The 24,539-nt window shown below is 68.1% G+C and carries 23 protein-coding genes; 8 read left to right on the plus strand and 15 right to left on the minus strand.

Translation table 11 applies throughout. From position 1 onward, the window contains the following. Positions 1-225: 225 nt before the first annotated feature. From FCF25_RS11010 to FCF25_RS11045, 8 genes are all read right to left on the minus strand, one after another. On the minus strand, positions 226-519 hold the full coding sequence (locus FCF25_RS11010) for a hypothetical protein (RefSeq protein WP_137048760.1): 294 nt from the start codon (positions 517-519) through the stop codon (positions 226-228). A gap of 13 nt (positions 520-532) precedes the next feature. Further along, entirely contained in the window at positions 533-1,150 is a 618-nt protein-coding gene (locus tag FCF25_RS11015; RefSeq protein ID WP_137048762.1) for a DUF420 domain-containing protein, read from the minus strand. A 90-nt stretch (positions 1,151-1,240) separates the two neighbouring features. Further along, on the minus strand, positions 1,241-2,287 hold the full coding sequence (locus FCF25_RS11020; RefSeq protein ID WP_117592137.1) for an NAD(P)-dependent glycerol-1-phosphate dehydrogenase: 1,047 nt from the start codon (positions 2,285-2,287) through the stop codon (positions 1,241-1,243). 81 nt (positions 2,288-2,368) lie between these two features. After that, positions 2,369-2,974 carry a LysE family translocator gene (locus tag FCF25_RS11025; protein ID WP_137049398.1) on the minus strand — a complete coding sequence of 202 codons (606 nt, stop codon included), beginning with the start codon at positions 2,972-2,974 and terminating at the stop codon, positions 2,369-2,371. A gap of 146 nt (positions 2,975-3,120) precedes the next feature. Beyond that, positions 3,121-3,891, minus strand: a complete 771-nt coding sequence (locus FCF25_RS11030) for a TMEM165/GDT1 family protein (protein WP_137048763.1) — start codon at positions 3,889-3,891, stop codon at positions 3,121-3,123. Then, entirely contained in the window at positions 3,888-4,580 is a 693-nt protein-coding gene (locus FCF25_RS11035; RefSeq protein WP_117592133.1) for a metal-dependent transcriptional regulator, read from the minus strand. Before FCF25_RS11035 ends, FCF25_RS11030 begins: the two co-directional genes overlap by 4 nt. Positions 4,581-4,632: 52 nt before the next feature. Then, positions 4,633-5,958 (minus strand): FAD-dependent monooxygenase, encoded by a 1,326-nt coding sequence (locus FCF25_RS11040; protein ID WP_137048764.1) that lies wholly within the window; start codon positions 5,956-5,958, stop codon positions 4,633-4,635. Between the two features lie 95 nt (positions 5,959-6,053). Then, the gene (locus FCF25_RS11045; RefSeq protein ID WP_137048765.1) at positions 6,054-7,247 is read right to left on the minus strand and encodes a pyridoxal-phosphate dependent enzyme; all 1,194 of its coding nucleotides are present in this window, start codon (positions 7,245-7,247) and stop codon (positions 6,054-6,056) included. A gap of 128 nt (positions 7,248-7,375) precedes the next feature. Here FCF25_RS11045 and FCF25_RS11050 point away from each other — a divergent pair, with 128 nt between their 5' ends. After that, positions 7,376-8,662, plus strand: coding sequence for an NAD(P)/FAD-dependent oxidoreductase (locus FCF25_RS11050; RefSeq protein ID WP_137048766.1), 1,287 nt, complete (start codon positions 7,376-7,378; stop codon positions 8,660-8,662). A gap of 16 nt (positions 8,663-8,678) precedes the next feature. Here FCF25_RS11050 and FCF25_RS11055 read toward each other — a convergent pair whose 3' ends face one another. Beyond that, positions 8,679-9,716 carry an NAD(P)-dependent alcohol dehydrogenase gene (locus FCF25_RS11055; RefSeq protein WP_137048767.1) on the minus strand — a complete coding sequence of 346 codons (1,038 nt, stop codon included), beginning with the start codon at positions 9,714-9,716 and terminating at the stop codon, positions 8,679-8,681. A 140-nt stretch (positions 9,717-9,856) separates the two neighbouring features. Here FCF25_RS11055 and FCF25_RS11060 point away from each other — a divergent pair, with 140 nt between their 5' ends. Then, a complete protein-coding gene (locus tag FCF25_RS11060; RefSeq protein ID WP_117592125.1) occupies positions 9,857-10,912 on the plus strand; it encodes an amidohydrolase family protein in 1,056 nt (351 codons plus the stop codon). Further along, on the plus strand, positions 10,912-11,757 hold the full coding sequence (locus FCF25_RS11065; protein ID WP_137048768.1) for an iron-sulfur cluster assembly protein: 846 nt from the start codon (positions 10,912-10,914) through the stop codon (positions 11,755-11,757). The genes FCF25_RS11060 and FCF25_RS11065 overlap by 1 nt, the downstream gene beginning before the upstream one ends. A 26-nt stretch (positions 11,758-11,783) precedes the next feature. Here FCF25_RS11065 and FCF25_RS11070 read toward each other — a convergent pair whose 3' ends face one another. Both FCF25_RS11070 and FCF25_RS11075 read right to left on the minus strand, forming a co-directional pair. Then, entirely contained in the window at positions 11,784-12,881 is a 1,098-nt protein-coding gene (locus FCF25_RS11070; RefSeq protein WP_117592121.1) for a glycerol dehydrogenase, read from the minus strand. A gap of 77 nt (positions 12,882-12,958) precedes the next feature. Continuing rightward, positions 12,959-13,690, minus strand: a complete 732-nt coding sequence (locus tag FCF25_RS11075; protein WP_137048769.1) for a metallophosphoesterase — start codon at positions 13,688-13,690, stop codon at positions 12,959-12,961. A 100-nt stretch (positions 13,691-13,790) separates the two neighbouring features. Between FCF25_RS11075 and FCF25_RS11080 the strand changes: the two genes are divergently transcribed. Continuing rightward, entirely contained in the window at positions 13,791-14,579 is a 789-nt protein-coding gene (locus tag FCF25_RS11080) for a MarR family transcriptional regulator (protein WP_137048770.1), read from the plus strand. 14 nt (positions 14,580-14,593) lie between these two features. Here FCF25_RS11080 and FCF25_RS11085 read toward each other — a convergent pair whose 3' ends face one another. Beyond that, a complete protein-coding gene (locus tag FCF25_RS11085; RefSeq protein ID WP_137048771.1) occupies positions 14,594-15,193 on the minus strand; it encodes a J domain-containing protein in 600 nt (199 codons plus the stop codon). Positions 15,194-15,266: 73 nt separating this feature from the next. Between FCF25_RS11085 and FCF25_RS11090 the strand changes: the two genes are divergently transcribed. Beyond that, positions 15,267-15,515 (plus strand): hypothetical protein, encoded by a 249-nt coding sequence (locus tag FCF25_RS11090; protein ID WP_137048772.1) that lies wholly within the window; start codon positions 15,267-15,269, stop codon positions 15,513-15,515. 54 nt (positions 15,516-15,569) lie between these two features. Here FCF25_RS11090 and FCF25_RS11095 read toward each other — a convergent pair whose 3' ends face one another. Next, positions 15,570-15,833, minus strand: a complete 264-nt coding sequence (locus FCF25_RS11095) for an MTH865 family protein (protein ID WP_117592113.1) — start codon at positions 15,831-15,833, stop codon at positions 15,570-15,572. A 124-nt stretch (positions 15,834-15,957) separates the two neighbouring features. On the opposite strand from FCF25_RS11095, the gene FCF25_RS11100 reads away from it, so the two are divergent. Both FCF25_RS11100 and FCF25_RS11105 read left to right on the plus strand, forming a co-directional pair. Then, the gene (locus FCF25_RS11100; protein ID WP_137048773.1) at positions 15,958-17,004 is read left to right on the plus strand and encodes a M42 family metallopeptidase; all 1,047 of its coding nucleotides are present in this window, start codon (positions 15,958-15,960) and stop codon (positions 17,002-17,004) included. A gap of 282 nt (positions 17,005-17,286) precedes the next feature. After that, positions 17,287-17,952, plus strand: a complete 666-nt coding sequence (locus tag FCF25_RS11105; protein ID WP_137048774.1) for a plastocyanin/azurin family copper-binding protein — start codon at positions 17,287-17,289, stop codon at positions 17,950-17,952. 66 nt (positions 17,953-18,018) lie between these two features. Here FCF25_RS11105 and FCF25_RS11110 read toward each other — a convergent pair whose 3' ends face one another. Beyond that, complete coding sequence (locus tag FCF25_RS11110) at positions 18,019-19,074, minus strand: glycosyltransferase (protein WP_137048775.1); 1,056 nt, start codon at positions 19,072-19,074, stop codon at positions 18,019-18,021. Between the two features lie 79 nt (positions 19,075-19,153). Then, a complete protein-coding gene (locus FCF25_RS11115; RefSeq protein WP_137048776.1) occupies positions 19,154-22,390 on the minus strand; it encodes an FG-GAP repeat protein in 3,237 nt (1,078 codons plus the stop codon). Positions 22,391-22,628: 238 nt separating this feature from the next. Between FCF25_RS11115 and FCF25_RS11120 the strand changes: the two genes are divergently transcribed. Then, complete coding sequence (locus FCF25_RS11120; RefSeq protein ID WP_137048777.1) at positions 22,629-24,494, plus strand: S9 family peptidase; 1,866 nt, start codon at positions 22,629-22,631, stop codon at positions 24,492-24,494. The last annotated feature ends 45 nt before the right edge of the window (positions 24,495-24,539 follow it).

The raw sequence follows: 24,539 nt of genomic DNA on the forward strand, positions 1-24,539 counted from the left end.
GGCGGTCACCCGTCCAGCGTCCGAACTGGATTGTTCACGATATATCACACATAGTGGATACTATAACGCTGCGCGTTGCCCATCTGGTATGGCGACACATTACCAACAAACGGCATACTGCCCTCGCTGCGACGAGACGTGTCGCGTCGTCGAGAACAAGCCGTGGCTCCCGGACGCCTGTTACGACTGCGGTCGGTCCGTCTCGACTCCGCGACTCTGAGGCGTTCAGGAACCGGAGCTTTCGACCCGTTTTTCGATACGTTCGACGAGCGCGCGAGCGGTAGCGACGCGCGCGTCGGCGTCGGCGTTCTCCGTCTCGCCGACGCTGTCGAGCAGTCGTTCGACGTGTGCGATGCGGCGGGAGACCACGTCGTCGTCGACGTCACCTTCCGCGAGGTCGGCGGCGACGGCTTCCGCCTCGCCGAGCCACGCGTTCGCGCGCGGCGCAATCGGGAGTTCGGCCGTCGCTTCGAGTTCGGCGTGCAGGTCGTCGAGTAGCGCGTCGAGAGGCTCCGACATCCGACTCACCCGGTCACCACAGCGGCACGCCGACGAAGGCGGCGACGAACTCCCAGTCGTAGACGTGGTTCAACAGCAGGTACGTCACGACGCCGAGCGAGAGCGAGAGAATCCACGACCCCGCGGCGATGCGCCCGACGCGCTTGTGCGGCGTCTCCGTCCGGAGTTCGCTCGGGGTGTGGGTCAACCCCAACACCAGCGCGTACAGCACCACCGGCACCGAGACGATGGAGAGGATGATGTGAATCGCCAGCATCGCCAGATACGCGTAGTACACCAGTTCCGGGCCGACAAACCCCTTGGTCCCGCCGCCGCCGATCTTCGTCAGGTAGAGCACGAGGAAGAACAGGATGAGCGCGAAGGAGGAAACCATCGCCGTCGCGTGCTTCTTCACCTCGTCGTTGCGAATCCAGTACCAACCGGCGACGAGCACGCCGGTGTTGACGGTGTTGACGAGCGCGATGGCGTCGGCGAGTCGGTTGACCTGTTGGAGGGTGAGTTCCGGGAACACCCGCGCCGGGACGACACCGAGAAACGTCCCGATGACGACGGCGTAGCCGACGACGCTGAGAACCGCGGTGATGGCCGCGGGGTGTTGCTTTGCGACCCCGCTGGCGCTGGCAGTTGCCATAGCCGACGGTTAGCGCGGCCCGACTATTTGCGTTCGGGTTCGCTCGTCAAACCTCGCAGCGACTCGGCCGGTCGGTCAACCCCCCGAGAATCAGATGACACCGGTGACGCTGGCGACCTCCTCGGCCGCTCGCTCGTCGACGCCGTCGCCGAGAATCGTGTACCGGTCGCGGATCTCGTGGGCGGTCGTGAGCGCTTCGAGCACCTCGTCGGCGGTGAGACCGAGGTCGGAGGCCGTCGTCGGCGCGTCGATGCTCTCCAGTGCGTCGCGGATGTTGCGCCACTGCCCCTTCGGGCCGCTGTGGAGGTAGGCGGTGATGATGGAGCCGACGCCGACCTGGTGGCCGTGGAGCGCCCGCCCGGGCGCGATACGGTCGAGCTGGTGCGAGAAGAGGTGTTCTGCCCCCGACGCGGGCCGCGAGGAGCCCGCGATGGACATCGCCACGCCGGAGGAGACCAGCGCCTTCACGACTATCCAGCAGGACTCCTCCAGTCCGGGCTTGATTGAGTCGGCGCTGTCGACGAGCATCTCGGCGGTCATCTGCGAGAGCGCACCCGCGTACTCGGAGTACTCGACGTTCTTGAGGCGGTTCGCGAGCTGCCAGTCCTGCACCGCGGTGTAGTTCGAGATGATGTCCGCACACCCCGCCGTCGTCAGCTCCCACGGCGCTTCCGCCAGCAGTTCGGTGTCGGCGACGACGGCCAGCGGCGGGTCGGCGGCGACGCTGTGGCGGGTGTCGCCCTCGGGCACCGAGCCCCGACCGGAGACGATGCCGTCGTGGCTCGCCGCCGTCGGCACCGAGACGAACCCTCGGCCGAGGTGGTCGCTGGCCATCTTGGCGATGTCGACGGGTTTGCCGCCGCCGAGACCGACGAGAAAGCCCGCTTCAGTCTCGCGGGCGGCGTCGATGACGCGCTCGACGGCCGCGAAGCTCGCCTCCGAGACGGTGACCGTCGCCGGGTCGTCGAACTGCGCGCAGACGCGGTCGCCGACGAGTCGCTTCGGTGTCGGACTCGTGACGATGAGCGGACTGCCCGAGAAGGGTAGTTCCGCCACCGCGTCGGCCAACTGGTCGACGACGCCGTGCCCGACGAGGACGTTGCGCGGGAGCTTTATCCACGTCGTTTTGTCGAACATACGCGGAAATCACCCTCCGCGTAGAAACCGTTTGTGCCATACGGCGGCCGTGTGCCGCAGAACGGGGCGCGTCTCCACCGGTCACAGCAACTGCGTCGCCGCCTCGTACAGAAACGCGACGCCGAACCCGCCGAGGACGACGGCGCTCACCCCGGCGACGACGGGCGCGAGCGACTCGACGCGGCGCTCGGCGGTGACGAGGGCGGCCGGAAACCCCGAGACCCAGAGCAAGATGCCGCCGAAGAACCCCGCGACGAGCGCCGGGCTCCCGGTCTCGACGACGAGCCGTCCGGCGAGTTCCCCGCCGACGTACGGCGTCTGCGAGAGCACGTCGACGGTGCCGGCTTCGAGGAGGCCGACGCCGATGGTGAGCCAGAACAGTACCTGGTACGGGTTCGTCAGCGCGAGCACGAACGCCTTTCTGAAGCCCGCGCTGTCGTCGGGGAGCGTCCCGCCGCGGAACGAGTCGGAGACCGAGCGGACCGCGCCGTAGGCGAAGTAGAGCATCAGCAGGCCGCCGACGCCGACCATCGCAGCCCGAACCGTCGGGAAGCGTTCGACGAAGCCGACGACGCCGAGCAGTGCGAGCACGAAGAAGACGAAATCGGCCGAGAACGCGCCGAGCCCCGCGCGAAATCCCGATTTCCAGCCGTGGACGACGCTCTCCTCGGCGATGACGGCGTTCATCGGTCCCGGCGGTGCGGCCAGCGCCAGTCCGAAGACGACGCCCGCGAGTCCGGTGGTCAACGCATCGAACACGTCGAGAGATGGGCGACAGGCCCCGAAAAACGCCGCGGTTCCGTCGTCGGAGGTTCGGTTCGCACTCCGCCGCCTCAGGCGAGTCCCGTCACCGCGTCGGCGACGGCGGCGACGAGTACGTCCCACGCCGAGAAGCCGGTGGCGACCGAGAGGAGGACGTCGAGGCCGAACAGGAGGAACAGCGCCGCCCCGGCGAAGTGCGCCTTTCGCATGTCGACCGCGTGCGCGAACTTGTGGAAGAAGTAGGCGTTCGCGAGGCTCACGGGGACGATTGCGAGCATCTCGCCGAACCAGATGGCGCTACTCGCCCCGTACTGGGCGGCGAGGCCGATGGTGACGAGCTGGGTCTTGTCGCCGAACTCGCCGGCGACCATCATGGCGAAGATGGGCAGGAAGCCGCCGAACCGACCGCCGACGTCGTAGCCGAACAGTTTCGTGTCGAGCTCCGGCGCGAGCGAGGAGACGCTCGACTCGCCGCCGTCACTTCGCTTCGCTCGTGACGAGGTTCGGCTCACTCCGTTCGACTCGCCGCCGTCACTTCGCGCCGCCCGCGTCGGGTCCCCGGCGTCGGCCTCGGGTGCCGACCGGAACAGCAGGACGGCGAAGGCGAGAAACAGGACGGCGGTGAACGCGTCGAGGGCGACGCCCGGCAGCGCCGCCTGCAGCGCGCTCCCGAACAGAATCTCCAGCGCGGTCCACCCGGCGAACGCTGCGCTGGCGGCTCCGACGACCACCAGCGGTCGGTAGCGCGTCGAGAGGCCCGCGATGATGAACTGTACTTTTTCGCCGGGGAGGACGGCCAGTTGGGTGACGAACGCGACGACGAGTAGCTCCGACCAGTTCACGCACCACCCACCCCTGCGGGGGCGGATTCGGGTTCGCCGACCGGTTCGACGCGGATCGAGTGCGCGACCGACTCGGGGAGGCTCTGTTCGTGACCGCCGACGAGGACGGTCACCATCCCGAACGGCGCGACGTCGACTATCTCGACCTCGGTACCGGGGGTGAGTCCGGCCTCGGCGAGGTACTTCAGTTCCTCCTCGTCGCGGTCGGAGACGCGCGCGACGACGACGCGGTCACCCTCGCCGTACTCGCTCAGCCGGGTCGTCTCGTCCTCGACGGGGTCGAGGTCGACGTTCGGAATCGGGTCGCCGTGGGGGTCGAACTCCGGGTTGCCGAGCGCCTCGGCGACGCGCCGTTCGAACGCCTCGCTGATGTGGTGTTCGAGCGCGTCGGCCTCGTCGTGGACCTCGCTCCACGAGTAGTCGAGATGCTCCGTCAGGTACGCCTCCAGCAGTCGGTGGTGGCGGAGCACCTCCAGTGCGACCGTCTCCCCCTCGTCGGTCAACTCGACGCCCTTGTACTTCTCGCGGTCGACGAGGCCGCGGTCTTCGAGTTTCCCGAGCATGCTCGTCACCGTCGGCGCGGTCTTGTCGAGATACTCCGCGACGGCGGAGGTCGAAACCGGCGGTCCGTGTTCGGTCTGGAGGGTGTAGATGGCCTTCAGGTAGTCCTCCATCACGTCGCTCAACATGCGCCGAATTAGACGCGGCGAACTATTATATCTGGCGTGGCGAAGCGACTGGTTAGTCCGTATTCGTCGCCGACTCGTCGGCAACGAAGAGACTCGTGTCGACTCGCGGCGGGTCGGGCCCGTACGCGAGCAACCGTCGCTGACGGCGGGCGAGCGGCGACGACCCGACGAGCGAGAGCGCGCCGAACGTCGCGCGCAACGCGGGAGCCCGCAGCCGCCGCGGAACGCGGGAGCCGTACAGGAGCAGCCCCGTCACGAACGACTCGGTCCGGCGTTGCAGTCGAAGCACCCGCTCGACGGCCGGATACCGCCGCTCCTCGAATCGTCCGAGTCGCTCGGCGGGAAGCGCGCCGTCGCTTCGCTTCGCGTCGGAGAGCGCCGTCGCAATCACCTCGTGGGCGACGACCGCGTCCTGCACGGCGAGACTGTTTCCCTGTCCGCCGAACGGTGAGGCGACGTGCGCGGCGTCGCCGAGGAGGAGCACGCCGTCGTCGACCCAGCGGTCGCAGAGCCCCGGCTCGACGTGCAGCAGCGAGCAGTCCTCGAAGCCCCCGAGCTGGGTCTCGACCGTCCCCCGGAGGTCGGGGTCGACGGAGGCGAGGTCGCGGCGGAACGCCTCGATGCCCCGCTCTCGGAGGTCGCTGTAGCTCCCCTTCTCGATGGGCCACCCGCACTGCGCGACCGAGTCGCTGAGCGGCGCGTACACGAGGATACCGGACTCGCCGACGCGCAGTTGCGTCGTCACGTCGATGCTGGCGTCTTCGAGTTTGAACCAGACGATTTCGAGTTCCGACTCCAACAGCCCCGCGTCGATTCCCGCCGCCTCTCGAACCGTCGAGTAGCGACCGTCCGCGCCGACGACGAGGCGGCTCTCGACTTCGAGGCCGACGCCGGCCCCTCGGTCGCGCGCCTCGACGCCGACGACCCGTCCGTCCTCTCTCCGGACGTCCGTCACCGCCGTCGCCGGCCGAAACGAGAACGTCTCGAACTCGTTCGCCCGCTCGACGAGCAGCGCCAGGAGCGGCGGTTGGTCCATCAGCAGGAGGTAGTCCTCCCGCGGCGAGACGTCCGTGAAGTCGAGGAGCCGGTACCGCCGTCCGTACACCGAGGCGTGCGCCTTCCGCACTCGTTCGTGCGGCAGGTCGAGCACGTCGTCGAGGAGTCCGAGTTGGTCGAACGCCCACGCCACGTACGGTTGGAAGCCGAAACCGCGGAACTCCCGGTCGAGCGTCGCGTTGCGTTCCAAGAGGAGTGTCTCGACGCCGCTCCGGGCGAGCAGGTAGCTCAGGACACAGCCGGCGGGGCCGGCCCCGACGACGACCACGTCGGGGGTGAGTCGCTGTGTTCCCTCTGATTCGGGAGTCGTGTTCGCAGTCATCTGGTCTCCTGACCTCGGTTTTCCGTGCGGACGAGACTACGACTGTCGGTCAGATAAGCGCGGGGTGGGCGAATGCGCGCTCGGTCGTCCGCCACTCAGATGCCCTGTCCCATCAGGTGACTGCGGAGCACGTCGGGCGTTTTCAGTCCCGATTCCGTGTTGACGAGAACGACGGTGTCGTCGTCGTCGAACCGACCTTCCTCCGCGAGGCTCCACGCGCCTGCCGGTGCCGCACCGCCGGCGACACCGACCTCGATGGCCTCGTGCTGCGCGGCGGCGACGGCGGACGCGAGAATGTCGTCGTCGGAGACGGCGACGGCGTCGCCGCCGGCCTCGTCGAGCGCGGCGAGCGCGAGTTCGCCACCCTCGGGGTCGGGTACTTCGAGTTCGCCGACGATGGTGTCGGGCACCTCCCACGGTTCGATGGTGTCCGCACCGCGTTCGACGGCGGCGACGATGGGTGCGCAGTTCTCGGGTTGAACCGCGTACAACGGCGGCACGTCGTCGACGAGCCCGATTTCGCGGAGTTCGCGGAATCCTTTTTCGAGGCCGACGACGAGTTCGCCCGTCGAGGCGGGGACGACGACGGCGTCCGGAATCTCGCCGTCGAGGTCCGCGACCACCTCGAAGGCGAGCGTCTTCGCGCCCTCGTGGCGATACGGCGTGGTGAACTCCTGCAGCGAGTAGTAGTCGGTCGCCAGCTGCTCGTCGACGGCGTCTTTCGCCTGCGGGTAGCGCCCGCCGACGACGCGCATCTCGCCGCCGTGGACGTTTATCATCGCCTTGTTCGAGAAGGCCGACCGCGAGGGGACGAACGAGTACGAGCGGAGACCGACGCGCCCGGCGTACGCCGCCGCCGACTGGCCGGCGTTGCCCGGCGTCGCCAGCGCGAGCGGTTCGACGTCGTCGCTCTCGGCGTGCTGGCTCGCGGCGGTCAGCGCGAGGCTCATCCCTCGGTCGAGGAACGTCCCGGTCGGGTTGCGACCCTCGTCTTTCACGACGACGCGGCCGACGCCGAGTTCCTCGGCGAGTCGGGGCGCGTCCACGAGCGGCGTCCGCCCCTCGGCGGCGCTGGCGGCGTCGCTCGCCGAAAACGGGAGGAGCGACTCGAACGACCACAGCCCCCGTTTCTCACCCGCGAACGACTCCCAGTCGGGGTCGACCGCGTCGTAATCGTACTGCGCGTCGAGAAAGCCGCCGCAGTCGGGGCACCGACCGGGAACGTCCGCGCCGTGGACCGTCCCGCAGTCGACGCACGCGAGTCCGGAGAACGCCTCGTTGCTCTGCATACCGGCCGTTGCGAGGGAAGCGACTAATCGCTTCCCGTTGGTCGGAGTCGCCCGGAGCGAGGCGGGAGGGCCGATTCCCGACCCGACCGTCAGGTGATGCTTTGTATCGCGCCACCCAACGGTGGTGTATGCCAGACGATACAGCCGTTTCCGTGGTCGGCGCGGGTCTCGCGGGCCTCGTCGCCGCCCGCCACCTCGCCGGCGCGGGGTTCGACGTCACAGTGTACGAGGAGCGCGAGGAAGTCGGCGGCCGCGTCCGGACGGAACGCGAGGACGGGTACACGTTCGACCGCGGGTTCCAGGTGCTGTTCACCGCGTATCCGGCGGTCCAGCGCGAACTCGACCTCGACGCGCTGAACCTGCGGACGTTCTCGCCCGGGGCGGTCATCGCGCGACCCGGCAAGCGCTCGGTGCTGTCGGACCCGCTCCGGGACCCCGGCTCGCTCACCGAGTCGCTCCGCAACGACGAGGTGACGCTCTGGGACAAAGCGCGGACGCTCGCGCTCCGCCAGCACGTCACCAGTCGCCGGGAGTCGGAGTTTTTCGCCGGCGAGGAGCCGTCGATTCGCGAGTACCTCGAAGACTGGGGCTTCTCCGACGGGTACGTCGAGAACTTCGTCGCCCCCTTCTACGGCGGCATCACGCTCGACCGGTCGCTCGGCACCTCGAAATCCGTCTTCGAGTACACGTTCCGAGCGCTCTCGCGGGGGAGAATCGGCGTCCCCGCCGCCGGAATGCAGGCCGTCCCCGAGCAGTTGGCGGCGAAGGCGCGCGAGGCGGGCGCGGAGATCAGACTGGGCGAGACGGTCGAGGCCGTCGAAGGCGCCGACGAGGACGAGAGCGCCACGGTCACCGTCGACGGCGAGGAGATCGACTCGGAGGCCGTCGTCGTCGCCGCGGACCCGAAGGCGGCGCGCGACCTCACGGGCGTCGAGTCGATTCCGACGGAGGGGACCGGCTGCGTCACCCAGTACTACGCGATTCGCGGCGGCGCGTCGCTCGGCACCGACCGCAAACTCCTGCTCAACGCGGGCGACGCCACGCCCAACACGGTCGTCCCGCTCTCGGAGGTCGCCCCCGAGTACGCGCCGGAGAACACGGTGTTCCTCAACGCGACGTTCCTCGGCAGGAACGCGCAGAACGCCGACGAGGAGACGCTGTTCGAGCGGACGCGCGAGGAGCTGTCGGCGTGGTACCCCGACCGGACGTTCGACGGCCTTCGGCTGCTGAAGACGACGCGCGTCCCGTTCGCGCAGTTCGTCCAACCGCCGGGCATCCACGAGACGCTCCCGGACGTGGACGACCCCGACGGCTGGGTGTACCTCGCGGGCGACTACACCGAGTGGTCGTCGATTCAGGGCGCGATGGAGAGCGGACGGAAGGCGGCGCGGGCGGTCGCCGAAGACCTGCAGTAGGTGGTGTCGAACCGACCTACGGCGTGATGACCGCGCGACCCTCTATCTCGCCGTGTTCGAGCTTCTCTGCGACGGTGTTCACGTCGTCCAGTCCGTACCGCGAGGTGCGCAGTTCGACGTCGCCGCGGTCCACGAGCGAGACGAGTTCCTGCAGTTCGGTGTACTTGCCGACGATGTTGCCGACGAAGCTGAACTCGCCGTCGACGAGCGCCTGCGACGGTTCGTGGATGTGGCCGCCGTAGCCGATGATGTGGTGGTCGCCGCCGGCGGAGACGATGTCGGGGGCGAGTTCCGTGGTCTGGTCGGCCCCGACGAAATCGAGTACCTGTCGCGCGCCCGCACCGTCGGTGATGTCGTCGACGGCGTCGGCGACGTCGACGTTCGTCGGGTTCACCGTCTCGTGCGCGCCGAGTTCGGTCGCGAGGTCCAGCGCCTCGTCTTTCAGGTCGACGGCGACGATGTTCGTCGCGCTCATCGCGTTCAGACACTGCAGGCCGATGTGACCGAGGCCGCCGACGCCGATGACGACGGCGTGGTCGCCGGGGTTCAGCTCTCTGACGGCCTTCTTGACGGCGTGGTACGCCGTGATTCCGGCGTCGGCGTGCGGGGCGATGTCCGTCGTATCGGTCCCCTCGGGCAGCGGAATCACCGACCGCTGTGAGGTGAGCAGATACTCGGCGAAGCCGCCGTCGGTCGTGAGGCCGGGGAACTTGAGGTTCTCGCAGTACATGTCCTCGCCCATCCGGCAGGCGCGACAGACGCCGCAGGTCATCACCGGGTGACAGATGACGGAGTCGCCCTCCGAGACCGTCTCGACGCCGTCCCCCGTCTCGACGACGGTACCGGCGTTCTCGTGGCCGAGCGTCATCGGAAGCTCCTGTTCGACGTAGTCGGTCCACATCCCCTCGATGATGTGGTTGTCCGTCTGACACCAGCCCGCGCCTTCGACCTCGACGACGACTTCGCCGTGCCCCGGCTCCGGTCGGTCGACTTCGTCTATCGACAGCGCGTGCTCCATGTCGTCGGTGTACTCGTGTAATCTCGCAGCTTGCATCGTGGTAGCTACTGTCACTTGCGACTGTATAACTGTTCTCGGATTTACAGTATCGCGAGAGACTCTCCTCCGACACAGTGTTTCTCCCGCCGACAACATAACGAAAGATAATGTAGTATGTTCCCAAACATCAGCCCGACATGTACCGTCAACGCGGTGAGGACGTGTTCGTCGTCGACGCGCACGTCCACCACTGGGACGCCAGCGAGGAGAACATTAAGCACGACGGCGGCGAGCAGTTCATCCGCTGTTTCTACGACTACCACACCGGCTTCACCCCCGAGGACCGACAGTGGACGCTCGACGAGTACCGAACGTACAGCGCCGACCGGATGGTCGAGGACCTGTTCGGCAACGGTGCGGTCGACATGGCCATCTTCCAGCCGACGCACCTGCACGAGTTCTACGAGGAGGGGTTCAACACCGTCGACGACAACGCCGAACTCGTCGACCGGTACCCCGAACGGTTCATCGTCAACGGCCGCTTCGACCCGCGCGACGGCGAGGCGGGTAAGCAGGAACTGGAGCGACAGAAGGAGGAGTACGACGTCGACGGCGTGAAGCTCTACACCGCCGAGTGGAAAGGTGACTCGAAGGGGTGGCGACTCGACGACCCCGAGACGTTCGAGTTCCTCGAGAAGTGCAGCGAACTGGGCATCGAGAACGTCCACCCGCACAAGGGGCCGACGATTCGACCGCTGAACCGCGACGCTTTCGACGTGGCCGACGTCGACGACGCGGCCACCTCCTTCCCCGAACTCAACTTCGTTGTCGAACACGTGGGTCTCCCTCGACTCGACGACTTCTGCTGGATCGCCGCACAGGAACCGAACGTCTACGGCGGCCTCGCCGTCGCCGCACCGATGGTGCAGAACCGACCACGGAAGTTCGGCGAGATAATGGGTGAACTGCTCTACTGGCTCGGAGAGGACCGCCTGCTGTTCGGCAGCGACTACGCGCTGTGGAACCCCGACTGGCTCGTCGAACTGGTGATGGAAGCCGAGCTCACCCCCGAGCAGCGCGACGAGTACGGCGTCGAACTCTCGACCGAGGTGATGAAGAAGGTGATGGGCGAGAACGCCGCCCGCCTCTACGACATCGACATCGAGGAGAAGAAGAAGGAACTCCAGTCCGACGAGATATCCGAGCAGTTCGGACTGGGCGACCATTACGCCGCGGACGCGGCCGCAGACTGATGGCGGGTAAACGTCTGCGGAGCGACCCCCCGACGAGTGCGGTCACACCACGTCGCAGTGCGATTCTGAACGCGCTCGACGGCGTCACCGACCCGGAGCTCGACCGCTCCATCGTCGACCTCGACTACGTCACCGACATCGACCTTGACGACGAGGGCGGCAGCGTCGCCGCCGACGGCGACCGCCGCGGCAAGTCGGTGACGGTCCGCCTCTCGCTGCCGACGGCGTGGTGTTCGCCCGCGTTCGCGTGGCTCATGATGAGCGATGCACGCGCGGCCGTCGAGTCGCTCCCCGGCGTCGCCCGAACTCGGGTCGTCCTCGAAGACCACGTCCACGAGACGGAACTCACCGACGGGATAAACGACGACCGCCCGTTCGCCGAGGCGTTCGACGACGCCGACGGCGACCTCGACGCAGTGCGCCGAGAGCTCGACGAGAAGGCGCGAATCGTCCGTCAGCACCGTGCCCTCGACGCGCTGCTCGACGCGGGGGCGACCCCGGAACAACTCGTTTCGCTTTCGGCCGCCGACGTGACGTTCGACCCTCTCGGCCCCGAAAGCGAGCGAGCCATTGTCTCGGTCGCCGACGGCGCGATACGGCTCTGCGTCCCGCGCGACTCGCTCGTCGACTACGTCGAAAAAGCCGAGTCGGTCGGCGTCGATTTCGAGTCGGGTCCGCTGTTCCGCACGCCGGAAGGAGACCCGATTTCGGTCGACCAGTTCGACCTCGTCCGCCGCCGCGGTCGCTTGGCGTCGGTGAACATGCGCGGACAGGGCGGCGTCTGCGCGCAACTACACGAGTCCCGAAAACGTCAGCGTGCGCGCGAGGCGGAAGGCGCGGACTGACGCACTGACGCGGCTCTCGTTTGCCGTTACCGCTCGCGAACCTGTCGTCCCAGCGCGTCGGCGGTCAGCAACGCGTCGCGGACCATCGCAGGGTCGACCGGGAACGGTTCGTTGTGGATTGTCTCGTCTTCGACGCAGGCGGCCTCGGCCACGCGGTCGAGGTCGTCGCGGCTCGGGTCTTCGAGGCCGATGTCCGCGAGCGTCACCGGGAGGCCGACCGCCTCCGAGAACTCGAAGATGTCGCGAACGAACGCGTCGTCCTTGCCCTCCAACACCAGTTGCGTCAGCGTCCCGACGTTCACCTTCTCGCCGTGGGTCGCGTCGTGGGTCGCCTCCAACTGCGTCAGGCCGTTGTGCACCGAGTGCGCCGCCGCGAGGCCGCCGCTCTCGAAGCCCAACCCGCTCAGGAGCGTGTTCGCCTCCGTGACGGCTTCGACGCTCTCCGTGACCGCGTCGCGCTCGACGGCCTGCACCGCCGAGAGCGCGTGCTCGCGGAGCGTCTCGTAACAGAGTTCCGCGAGCGCGTGACCGCTGCGCGTCGGCCGCTCACCGAAGATAGTCGTCCCCGTCGACCGGTAGGTCGCGTCGGCTTCGAACCACGTCGCGAGCGCGTCGCCGACGCCGGAGGTGAAGAACCGAGTCGGGGCCGACGCGACGAGCGCGGTGTCGACGAGCACGAGTTCGGGGTGCGACGAGTAGAAGCGGTAGCGCTCGAACTCGCCGTGTTCGCTGTAGATGACCGAGAGGCTGCTCGTCGGCGCGTCCGTCGAGGCGACGGTCGGCATCGAGACGACGGGGATGGTCGCGTCCTCCTTGACGGCCTTCGCGGTGTCAAGCGTCTTTCCACCGCCCGCGCCGACGATGAAGTCGACTCCCTGCTCTTCGGCTTCGTCGGTGACGCGCTCGATCTCCGCGTCGGAGGCTTCGCCCTCGAAGGTGACGGTCGACAGCTCGATATCGGCCGATTCGAGGCTCGACCGGACCGTCTCTTCGACGATGTCGAGGACGATTTCGTCGGCGAGCAACAGCGCCGACTCGCCGAACGCTGCGGTGTGCTCGCCGAGTTGGTCGGCGACGCCCGCTCCCTGTACGTAGCTGGCCGGGGATTTGAACACTCGTGCCATGAGTGAGGGGCCAACGGAACGTCGTAAACCAGTTCGCTCCGCGCGAAACGACGTTCCGATTCGGAAGTGGGTTCGGCTCAGAGCAGCCGCCGAAGCTTCCCGAGCGGTGGGAACCGCAGCGCCTCGTCCGCCGCGTCGTCGTAGACGAGCGGTCGGAGCGCGTCGGCGTCCGTGACCAGCGGCGATTGGAAATCGCGGGTCCGCATCCCGTTTACCTCGACGCCCGGCGCGAGACGGTTGAACGCCGGGAGCATCAGCACGTCGCCGCTGCGGTAGGTTCCGGGTCCGTAGAGGACACAGGGTCGGCGTCGCCCCTCGATGGTGATGGTCGGGTGGTCGTGGCCGACGACGTAGCAGTCGGCGACCCCGTCGGGGTCCTCGTGGCCGTGGCAGACGAGCACTTCGCTCTCCTCGCCACCGCCGCCGCTGTCGTCTCCCGGCTTTCCGACGAGTCGATACTCGTCGTGAACCGGCCCGTCCCACACCGACGACAGCATCGTATCGTGGTTCCCGGCGACGAGGACGGGCCGAGCGCCGCGGTCGCGGCAGGCGGCGGTCAGTCCGTTCAGGCTCGTTTCGGTCGCCGCCGACGCGCGACCGAACGAGTGGAGCACGTCGCCCGCGAAGACGACTTCCGCGGGGGAGAACCGGTCGAGCGACGCGGCGAGTCTGTCTCGGAGGTCCGCGCGCTCGCCCAGCGGGACCTCCACGTCGGAGGCCTCGTCGCGCCCGACGTGGAGGTCGGCGACGACGAGCGTCCCGCTCGCCGGGAGGAAGACGGCGCGGTCGCCGACGACGAACTCGGACACGTGAGCGGGGAGGACCCCGGTCGCCAAATCGGTGCTGTTCTCCGCTCGACGGCGCCGCCGCGACGGTGACTTTTTCACGCCGCCGGTCTACCCTGGCGACATGAGCGACGCCCTGCGGGACAAACGCACGGCCACGCGATTTCGAATCCTCGCCGAGATCGCGGACCGGCAACCGGCGGTGAGCCAGGGCGAGATCGCCTCGGCGGTCGGCGTCACCAGCCAAGCCGTCTCCGAGTACATCCGCGAACTCGTCGACGAGGGACTCGTCGACAAGGAGGGTCGGTCGCGCTACCGCGTGACGAAGGAGGGCGTCGACTGGCTCTTTCGGGAGGCGAAATCGCTGCGACGCTACGCCGAACACGTGACCGAGGACGTCCTCGAGAGCGTCCAGGAAGACGCCGCCATCGCCACCGCCGACGTCGAAGCCGGCGACCCCGTCTCGCTGTCCATCCGCGGGGGGCTACTGCACGCGACGCCGGGCGACGAGGGGCCGGCGACGGGCGTCGCGACGACCGACGCCGAGGCGGGGACCGACGTGGGCGTCACCGGGTTCGAGGGCGTCATCGAGATGGACACCGGGAGCGTCACCGTCGTCCAGGTCCCGGCGGTTCGGACGGGCGGCAGTCGCGTCGTCGACGCGGACGCGCTCGCCGACCGCTGCGCCGGCGCCGACATCGTCGTCGCCGCGGGCGTCGAAGCGACCGTCGCGCTCCGTTCGGCGGGCGTCGAACCCGCGGTCACCGTCGCCGCGGGCGAAGTCGCTGCCGGCGCTGCAGCGCGCGGACAGTCCGTTCTCGTCGTCGCCACGATGGACGCCGTCGGCCGCGTCACCGACGCGCTCCGGGACGAGGACATCTCTCACGAGGTCACCGAACTCGCCAGCCGCTGAGCTCTTCACCGCGTTCACGCTTCGGCGTGGTCTTTCGCCGTCGTGTACGCCTCGCGGACGCGTTTGAACGCCACCTCGTCGCCGCCGTGGTCGGGGTGGGCGCGCTTGACCTGCGCGCGATACGCCGCCTTCACGTCGTCGGCACTGGCCGTCGCCGGGAGACCGAGACGCTCGAACGCCTCGGCGATGGGGTCGTCGAGGTCGGCCAGTTCGGGTTCGAGTTCCGGTACCTCGAACGGGAGTCGCCGACCGAGTTGCGCGCCGGGCATCTCGTGTTCGCAGAGCACGGCGTAGGTTCCGGCGCGTTCGATACGGAAGTACGCCTGCGCGTCGAACGTGATGGCGACGTCCCGCGACGGGAGGTAGAACGCGACCGTCTGCCCGTGGACCGGGTGGTCCTCGGCGAACGGTTCGCCGATGGCGGCGAGATACTCTCGAATCTCGGCGCGTCGTCGAGTCGTTCCGTCGACTCTCTCGCTCTCGTCGACAGGGGCCGTCGGGAACAGTCGGCCCCCGACGACGAACACCCCGGCGGCGAACACCGACGCCATCGCTCCGAAGAAGAGACCGACGAGCAGCCACGGGGGAAACAGGGCGAGCCACTCCGAAAGCACAGTCGTGGTTGGACGCGGACGATTAAGAATCGCTCGCCCCGGAAGCTTTGTCGGCCGCAGTCGTAACGACACCGTGCCGATCATCCGATTCGAGGCCGCGGACGACTCGGAGCGAACCCAAATCGGCGAGGGACTCACGCGTCCCGCCGTCGAGGCCGACCGACTGGAGACCGGTCGCGCGGAAGGGAAGTACTTTCTCCGGCACGGAGACGGCTGTGCGGTCTGCGGCCGCGCTGTCGAGGCCGGTGAGCCGTTCTATCTCGACTCCGAGGCGGGAGCGGTGCTCTGCGACGAACACGGCCGGGAGCGACGCGGCGACTGAACGCGTCACGCGCCGCTGGTCGCGGGGGAGAGAGTCGGAAGAAACTCTCGGAACTTAGAGCATCCCTTCGGCGCGCAGGCCTTCCATCACGTCGTCGACGAGGGTGTCGGCGTCTTCGTACGGGAAGTCCTGGTGGCTACCGAGTTTCGCCGCCATCTCCATCGCGGTGAAGCTCACGTCGCCCGCCTCGAAGCGCGTGCCTGGCCCGTTCGGGAGCGCGGGAACGAGGTCCATCTGGTTGCTGACCGGGTAGTCTGCGCCCTCGAAAGCTTCCTGTAGCTGTGCACGGAGTTCCGCTTCGGTAGATTCGTCTGCCATAGCTATCCATGGACGTATCCGGCGCAAAAACGTTCCGGAACCATGAAGAACGAGTTGTGAGTTGTTTTCCGGTACCGACCGCCGGGACCCGTGCGTTTTTCCCCCGGGTCGGCCACCACTCAGCATGGATTTCGACTTCGAACTTCTACAGGAACTCACGGAGACGAGCGGCGTCCCCGGGTACGAGGACCGAATCCGAGAACTCGTCCGCCGCGAACTCGAAGCGAGCACCGACCGCGTCACCTCCGACGCCATGGGGAACGTCGTCGGCACTATCGAGGGCGAGAGCGACTACAGCGTCGCCGTCGCGGCGCACATGGACGAGATCGGCTTCATGGTCCGACACATCACCGACGAGGGGTTCCTTCAGCTCGACCCCCTCGGCGGGTTCGACGCCCGCGTACTCCGTGCCCAGCGCGTCACCGTCCACACCGAAGACGGTGACCTCCCGGGCGTCATCGGGTCCGTCCCTCCCCACACGCTCTCGGAGGAGCAGCGCGAGGAGAAGGACAGAGTCGAGGACGTCCACGTCGACCTCGGTCGCTCCGGCGACGACGTCCGCGAGCGCGTCTCCCGCGGCGACCTCGTGACGATGGACCAGACCACGGTCGAACTCGGCGACCACGTGACGGGGAAGGCGCTCGACGACCGAATCTGCGTGTTCGCGATGCTGGAGGCGGCCCGCCGCATCGAGAACCCCGAGGTGACGATTCACTTCGCGGCGACGGTCCAAGAGGAGGTCGGCCTCCGCGGCGCGACGGCTCTCGGCGGCGACCTCGACCCCGACCTGGCCGTCGCGCTCGACGTCACCGTCGCGAACGACGTGCCGGAGTTCGACGACGCCGACTACGTCACCGAACTCGGCGACGGAACGGCGATCAAACTCAAGGATTCGAGCGTCATCACGAACCCGAAGGTCCACCGTCGACTCCGGTCGGTGGCCGAGGACGAGGAGATTCCGTACCAGTTGGAGATTCTACCCGCGGGCGGGACGGACACCGCGGGCTTCCAGAACACCCGCGGCGCGAAGCCGGTCGGCGCGCTCTCGGTCCCGACGCGCTACCTCCACACGGTGACCGAGAGCGCCCACGTCGACGACGTGTCGGCGACCATCGACCTCCTGACGGCGTTCTTGGAGACCGAGACGGGCGAACACGACTACACGCTCTGAACGGGGCCGCTCGGCAGACGGTCGTTCTCTACGGATAGCCACCTCGACGGACGACCACCTCGACGAATAGCCGCCTCGACGGACGACCCGATGGGTACCGGTCGTTGGCGTACAGGCGGCCGCAGCGTCGTCTCCGCGGTCGGTCGGCCGCACACCCGCTGTGCCGAACCGCGGCGGTTCTCAGCGCACGGCCGCGATGGTCCCCTCACCGTATATGAACTTCCGCACGTCGGGCGGGTACGAACCAAAGTATTCACTACCGACCGTTTCTAACTCGCCACCATGAGTAAGGACGCTATCTCGCGGCGCACGTTCCTCCGGGCGACGGCCGGTGCGACCGCGACAGTGGCGGGGGCGACGACCGCGGCCGCCCAAGAGGGCAACGGTACGGCCGGAAACGAGTCCTCGGGCAACGAAACCGCAGGCAACGAGACGGCCGCCAACGAAACCGCAGGCAACGAGTCCGCCGGAAACGAGTCGTCGGGCAACGAGTCCGCGGGCGGGTCGGGCGGCGGTGGCGGCGGCACCGAGACCGTCACGGTCGGTGCCGGAAGCGACGGGCTCGCATTCGACCCCGAGGAGCTCTCGATTCCCCCCGGAACGACGGTCGTCTTCGAGTGGGCCTCCGACGGCCACAACGTCGTCCCGAACGAGGGCGACTGGGGAGAGACCGAAATTTACGACGAGGGCCACACGTACGAGTACACGTTCGAGGAGGAAGCGACGTACGAGTACGTCTGCGAACCCCACGAGAGCGCCGGGATGGTCGGCACCATCGAAGTCTCCGAGGACGCGGGTAGCGGCGGCGGCGGTGGCGGCGGTGGTTCGAGCGTTCCCCAGGTCCCCGAGAGCGCGATGTCCATCGGCGTCGCGACGACGTTCTCGATGGTCGCGACGCTCGGTCTCGGCTACTTCTTCATCAAGTACGGCGGCGACTACGAGGAGTAGTCGACGTACCGCGGCGAAACCCGGCTTCCCCGGCTTCCCGGGCTTCGCGGGTTTCGGTACTCGGACTCAGAACAGCCCGTAGTTTGCGACGACGCGTTCGTAGCAGTCGACGTACCGGTCGAGCACGTTCTGGCAGTCGTACTCGCGGTACGCCTCGTCGTCCGTCCAGTGGTCGAACGCGCCGGCGGCGGCGATGCGCTCGGCTATCTCCTGGGGGCTGGTCGCCAGCGACCCCCGCTCGCGGCCTTCGACGAGTTCGTGCGCGCTCGACCCGACCTGATACTCCACGACGCTGACACAGCCGCAGGCGAGCGCCCACAGGAGGTTCCGCGCGAACGGTTCGCGCTCCGCGGTCTGGACGAACACGTGCGCGCCTTTGAGCACGGAGACGAGTTCGGCGTCCGAGAGCGCGCCGAGAAACGTCACCCGGTCGTCGATGCGGAGGTCTCGCGCCGTTCGCTCGGCGCGTTCTCGCTCGGGGCCGTCGCCGACGACGGCGGCCGACCAGTCCCTGTCCCGGAGCTCCGCCAGCGAGAGCAGAAACGACTCGACGTTGGCGTGCTCGTCGAGGTGTCGCGCGTAAACCAACTGCGCTCGCTCGTCGCTGTCGGCGTCGCGGACGAGCGACGTGTCGATGCACTCGGGGACGACTTCGATGTCGCTCTCGGACGCGCCGTGCTCTCTGACCCGCGTCTTCACCGTCTGCGACGGTGCGACGACCAGATCGGCGCGCTTGGCGGCGCGGCGGTACCCCGAGGGGGCGTAGTCGACGTCGTCCCACCAGTCGACGACGACGGGCGTCCGGAGGAAACGCCCGGCCGTCTTCGCGGCGGCGACCTGTCCGGGCGGCGTGTTCGTCGCGTGAATCACGTCGGCGCCCACCTTCCGGAGCGCGAACGGCAGTTTCGAGGCGAACCCGCGCGCAGCGGGTTCGTCGGTCACCCGTCGGTAGGTGATTCCCTCGTGTTCGAACTCGTGGACGTCGCCGCCCCACCACTTCGCGCAGAGCACGACCACCTCGTGGCCGCGCTCCGACAGATATCGTACGATTCGTCGCGTTCGCCGAGTTACCGGCGTCTCCTCGTGATGCGTCGTGAGCATCGAGACGAACGCGACACGCATACGAAGCGGAATGTCGGGCGGTGATAAAAATCCATGCCATTCGATTGATACGCCGCGGCGGAGACGGCTGGAACCGCCCTCAGCGGCGGTAGTAGCGCCGCAGCGCCAGCAGCGAAAGCGCGAGCGCCGCCATCAGCGGGAAGGCGTTCGCGGACGTGGTCACCGAACCGGCGAGCAGTTCGACTGTGGTCGTGTCGGTCTCCGTCGGCGCCTCCGTTTCCGTCTCGGTCGGCGTCTCGGTCTCCTCTTCCGTGGCTGTCTCTGTCAGAGTGTCCGTTTCCGTCTCGGTCGGTGTTTCGGTCGGCGTTTCGGTCGGTGTCTCCGTCGGCGTCGCGGTTGGCGTTTCGGTCGGCGTCGCGGTTGGCGTTTCGGTCGGTGTCGTGGTTGGCGTCTCAGTCGGCGTCTCGGTCGCCGGACACTCCGCTACCGCTATCTCGGCGGTGTCCGCGCCGTCGACCTGCAGTCGGTAACCGTCGCCACGGACCGCCGAGAACACCACCGTCTCGCCGCCGAACGTCTCGTCTTCGACGACTCGCGTCTCGCCCGGTGCGAGTTCGACGGAGCGAACCACCTCGGAGTTGGAGAGTCGGTAGCTGACGGTCGCGTTCAACTCGTTGGGGTTGGTCACGGTCACAGCCTCGCAGTCGGCCGACGTCACCTCGATATCCTGCGGTTCCGGACACGGCGCGATTTCGACGTCCGCCTGCTCGACGCCGTTGACCGGGACGCGCGCGTCGATCTCGTCCGAGTACGCCGCGAACCGCGTGTCCGTCGGTTCGGCGCTCTCCACCGTGACCGACTCGTTCGGTCCGAGCTCGACGAACTGGTTCGGCGGCCCGTCGAGGTTCGGGACGACCGAGACGTTGACTGCGAACTCGTTGGGGTTCGAGATGGTGATGTTCTCGCACTCCTCGGACGTGACGTTTATCGACTGAATCTCGGACGGGTCGGGCGGGCACGGCGTTATCTGCAGCGTCTCGAACTGCTGTCCGTTGACGAAGACGACCGCCCCGTTGTCGACCCGTTCGGCCGTCAGTTCGACCGAGACGTTCAGGTCCGGATTCGACGGCGAAAGTTCGCTGTCGTTGACGACGCGCGTCTCGTCCGGCGCGAGCGTGACGTTCCGAGTCGCCACCGACTCGTTCTCGACGACGACGTCGTAGGTCACGTTCACCGCGTACGGCTTCGAGTTTTCGAGGACGAACTCCCCGCAGTCGGCCGCCGTCGCGTTGATGTTCGGGTCACCGCCGCAGCGGATGCCGTCGAGGCTCGCGCTGGGACCGTCGTTCACCGGCACCTGCTCGGCGTCGCCGCCCTCGCGTTCGGCGCTGACGCGTATCGTCGACTGGTTGAAGGAGTCCGCACCGATAGCCGAGTCGTTGACGAGGCGCGTCTCTCCCGGTTCGAGGACGACGTACTCCGTCTCCGCGTCCGGAATGCCCTCGGTGTCGTAGACGACGGTGTAGCTCAGGTTCACCGCGAACTCGTTCGGGTTGGCGAATCTGAGCTGTTCGCAGTCGAGCGACTCCGCGGACACCGGCTGCGCCGTCGGCTCCGGCCGCTCGGTCGGCGTGTCGCGCGGGCCGTCTCCGTCGCCGTCGCTCGGACCACCGGGTCGGTCGGCCCCGTCGCCGTCGGAGGGCTCCGGTGGCTGCTCGACATCGCAGCGGCCCTGAATCAGGTACGCCGCGCCCGCACCCGGTTCGTCGCTATCGGCGTACGGCGCGCCGACGAGGATATCCTCCCTGTCGTCGCCGCTGAGGTCGCCCGCGTCCGAGACCGAGAAGCCCGCCCGGTCGTTCGGACTCGCGCCGCGGAACGTGGCGTTCGAGTCGGCGAGACTCTGCGGGCCGGCGAGCGCGTCGCCGCCGTAGACGAGATACGCGGCGCCGGCGTTCGAACCGTCGGTGCCGTTGCGCGGCGCGCCGACGAGCACGTCGTCGAACTCGTCGCAGTTCACGTCGCCGGAACCGGCGCCCGAGACGGACCATCCGGCCTGGTCGCCGGCGCCGACGCCGTACAGCGTCGCGTTCGCGTCGCTCAGCGAGCGCGTCCCCGGTTCTGCACTGTCACTGTCGTCACCGTCGTCGTCGTCGCCTCCCCCGTAGACGAGGTACGCGGCGCCGGCGTTCGACCCGTTCGTGTCGTTGCCGGGCGCGCCGACCAGCACGTCGTCGTACCCGTCGGCGTTCACGTCGCCCGCGTCGGAGACGGCGAAGCCGGCGTTGTCGCCTTCGCCCACGCCGCCGAGTTTCAGCGTCGCGTTCGAGAGTGAGCGCTCGCCCGCGTCGGCGTCGAGTGCGTCGGCGGCGTCGGTGACGACGTACGCCGCGCCGGCGTCGACAGCGCCGTCGCTGCTGTTGTTGCCGCGAGCGCCGACGAGGAAATCGACTCGGCTGTCGTTGTCGAAGTCGCCCGCCGACGAGAGCGACCAGCCGGCGCGGTCGTTCGTCCCCTCGCCGACGTAGGTGGCGTTCGCGTTCGTGGCGTTCTCGAACGCGTCCGCCGCGAGCGCGGTGGCGTCGAACGCGTACGCTGCACCCGCGTCGGTCCCGGTACTGTCGTTGTACGGCGCGCCGACGAGCAGGGTCGTCGCGTTCGTCGCGTCGGCGAACTCGTCGCTCCCGTTGCCGAGGACCGCGAGCGAGCGACCGAACTCGTCGCCGGTCGCCGGACCCGTGACGGTGCTGTTCGCGTCGGCCAGCGAGACGACGCCTGAGCGGTCCTCGGAGCCGAACAGGACGTAGACCGCCCCGGTACCGCCGTCGACGCCCGGTGCGCCGACGACCACGTCGCTCAGCCCGTCGCCGTTCACGTCGCCCGCGGTAACGCTCGACCCGGCGAGGTCGCCGCCTTCGCTCCCGACGAAGGTGGCGTTCGCCTCCGAGACGTTCAGTCGCTCGGCGTCGACGGGGCCGTAGAAGAGGTACACCGCGCCGGCGTCGGGGCCGACGTTCGGCGTCCCATTCGTCGCGTTCCCTCGGTCGGCGCGCGGCGCGCTGACGAGTACGTCTCCTTCGCCGTCGCCGTTCACGTCGCCCGCGGGCACGACGCGCCACCCGGCGCGGTCGGTGGCGTTCTGTCCGACGATGCTGGTGTTCGCCGCCGAGAGATTCCGGTCGCCCTCGACGGTTCCGCCGAACGGGTCGTCCGTCTGCTGTGTCTGTGCCTGTGTCGTCTCGACCGCCGCTTCGTCCGGTTGTGCCCCGAGCGCGGCGAGGGGGCCGACGCCCGCGAAAACCGTCCCGGCGAGGAGTGCGAGGACGACCGCACCGACGACGTACCTCGACGCCCGCCGTTGTCGGGATGTGAGCATAGGTGGTGGACGATAATCCGGGAGATTGTTATTCGTTAACAACACACAGGAAACCGCGGCATAGTCCCGATAGCAGTCCCGAGAGTTTCGAGGCGGCGACGTTCGGCGCCGCGAGAGACTCGCGTACGGAGCCGCGTTAGACTGGCGGACCCCGTCGGATTATCGGCGCTCGCCCGGAAATTTTCCGTTACGGTTCCGCGAGGCGAATCGTTTTGGTACGGGCGAGACACACCGAGATATGGAAACGTACGACATCGAGCGGTATCTCAACGTCCGTAGCGCCGGGGGCGCGTCGTTCGGTCCCGGCGGGGTTTTCGACGAGCACGAAGCGCGCATCGCCTTCCTCGTGGACACGACCGGAACCCCCCAGGTGTGGAGCGTCGGCGCACCCGGCGAGTGGCCCGAACAGCACACGTTCTACGACGAACGCGTCACGTTCGTCTCGTGGTCACCCGAGCGCCCCGAACTCGTCTTCGGGATGGACGAGGGCGGCAACGAGCGCCAACAGCTCCACCTGCTCGACGTCGCCAGCGGTCGTATCACGGACCTCACCGCGACCCCCGAAGCCAAACACCGCTGGGGCGGGTGGAGCCACGACGGCGAGCGGTTCGCATTCACCTCGAACCGCCGCGACGAGTCCGTCTTCGACGTCTACGTCCAGGGCCGCGAGGAGACCGGCGACGACGCGACGCTCGTCCACGAGGGTAGCGGCTGGCTCAACGTCGGCGGGTGGTCGCCCGACGACGACCGACTCGTCGTCCACGAGGCGTACTCGAACTTCGACATGGACGTCTCCGTGTTGGACCTCGAGACCGGCGACCTCGAACACGTGACGCCGCACGAGGGGAACGTCCGCTACCAGAGCGTCGAGTGGTCGCCGGACGGAGAGAGCCTCTACCTCGTCACCGACCGCGACAGCGACACGCTCGACCTGGCCCGGTTGGACCTCGAAACCCGCGAGTTCACCACTGTCGAACGCGACGAGGAGTGGAACATCGACGGCGTCGCTATCGACGACGAGACGGGACGAATCGTCTACTCGCGCAACGTCGACGGCTACACCGAGCTGTCGGTCGGCACCTTGGACGGCCCGGATAGCATCGACCCGCTGCCGGACCCGGACCTGCCGAAGGGCGTCGCCGGCGGCGTGAGTTTCGGCCCCGACGCCGAGCGGTTCGCCATCACGGCGACGCGGAGCACCGACAACACGAACGTCCACGTCGTCGACGTGGAGACCGGAGAGACCGAGCGGTGGACCCGCGCGTCGACGGCGGGCATCCCCCGCGACACGTTCGTCGAACCCGAACTCGTCCACTACCCGACGTTCGACGGCCGCGACATCCCGGCGTTCTTCTCGCTGCCCGAACGCGCCGGCGACGAGTCGAAGACGCCCGTCGTCGTCGACATCCACGGCGGCCCCGAAGCGCAGCGCCGCCCCTCGTTCAACGGCGTCAAACAGTTCCTGCTCAACCACGGCTACGCCGTCTTCGAGCCGAACGTCCGCGGGTCGGCGGGCTACGGGAAAGCGTACGGCCACCTCGACGACGTGGAGAAGCGGATGGACTCGGTGAAGGATATCAAAGCGGCCGTCGAGTGGCTCCACGACCACCCCTCCGTCGACCCCGACCGAATCGTCGCCATGGGCGGCTCCTACGGCGGGTTCATGGTGCTGTCGTCGGTGACCGAGTACCCCCAACTGTGGGCCGCCGCCGTCGACATCGTGGGTATCGCCAACTTCGTCACGTTCCTCGAGAACACCGGCGAGTGGCGGCGCGAACTCCGCGAGGCCGAGTACGGCAGCCTCGAAGAGGACAGGGAGTTCCTCGAATCCATCTCGCCCATCCACAGCATCGACCGAATCCAGTGTCCGCTGTTCGTCCTCCACGGCGAGAACGACCCGCGGGTGCCCGTCGGCGAAGCCCACCAGATAGTCGAACGGGCGCGCGAGCGGGGCGTCCCGGTGCGCGAACTCGTCTTCGACGACGAGGGCCACGGCTTCTCGAAGCTCGAAAACCGAAAGACCGCGTACGCGTCCATCGTGGAGTTCCTCGACGAACACGTCGGCAAGCCAGGTGAGCCAGGGAAGCCAAACGAGTCGACCTGAGCGCCCCGAATCGGCCTCGAACTTATCCTCCACCCCGTCGTTCTC

This window comes from Haloprofundus sp. MHR1 (genome assembly GCF_005155585.1).
In the GTDB taxonomy this organism is placed as follows: Archaea; Halobacteriota; Halobacteria; order Halobacteriales; family Haloferacaceae; genus Haloprofundus; species Haloprofundus halophilus.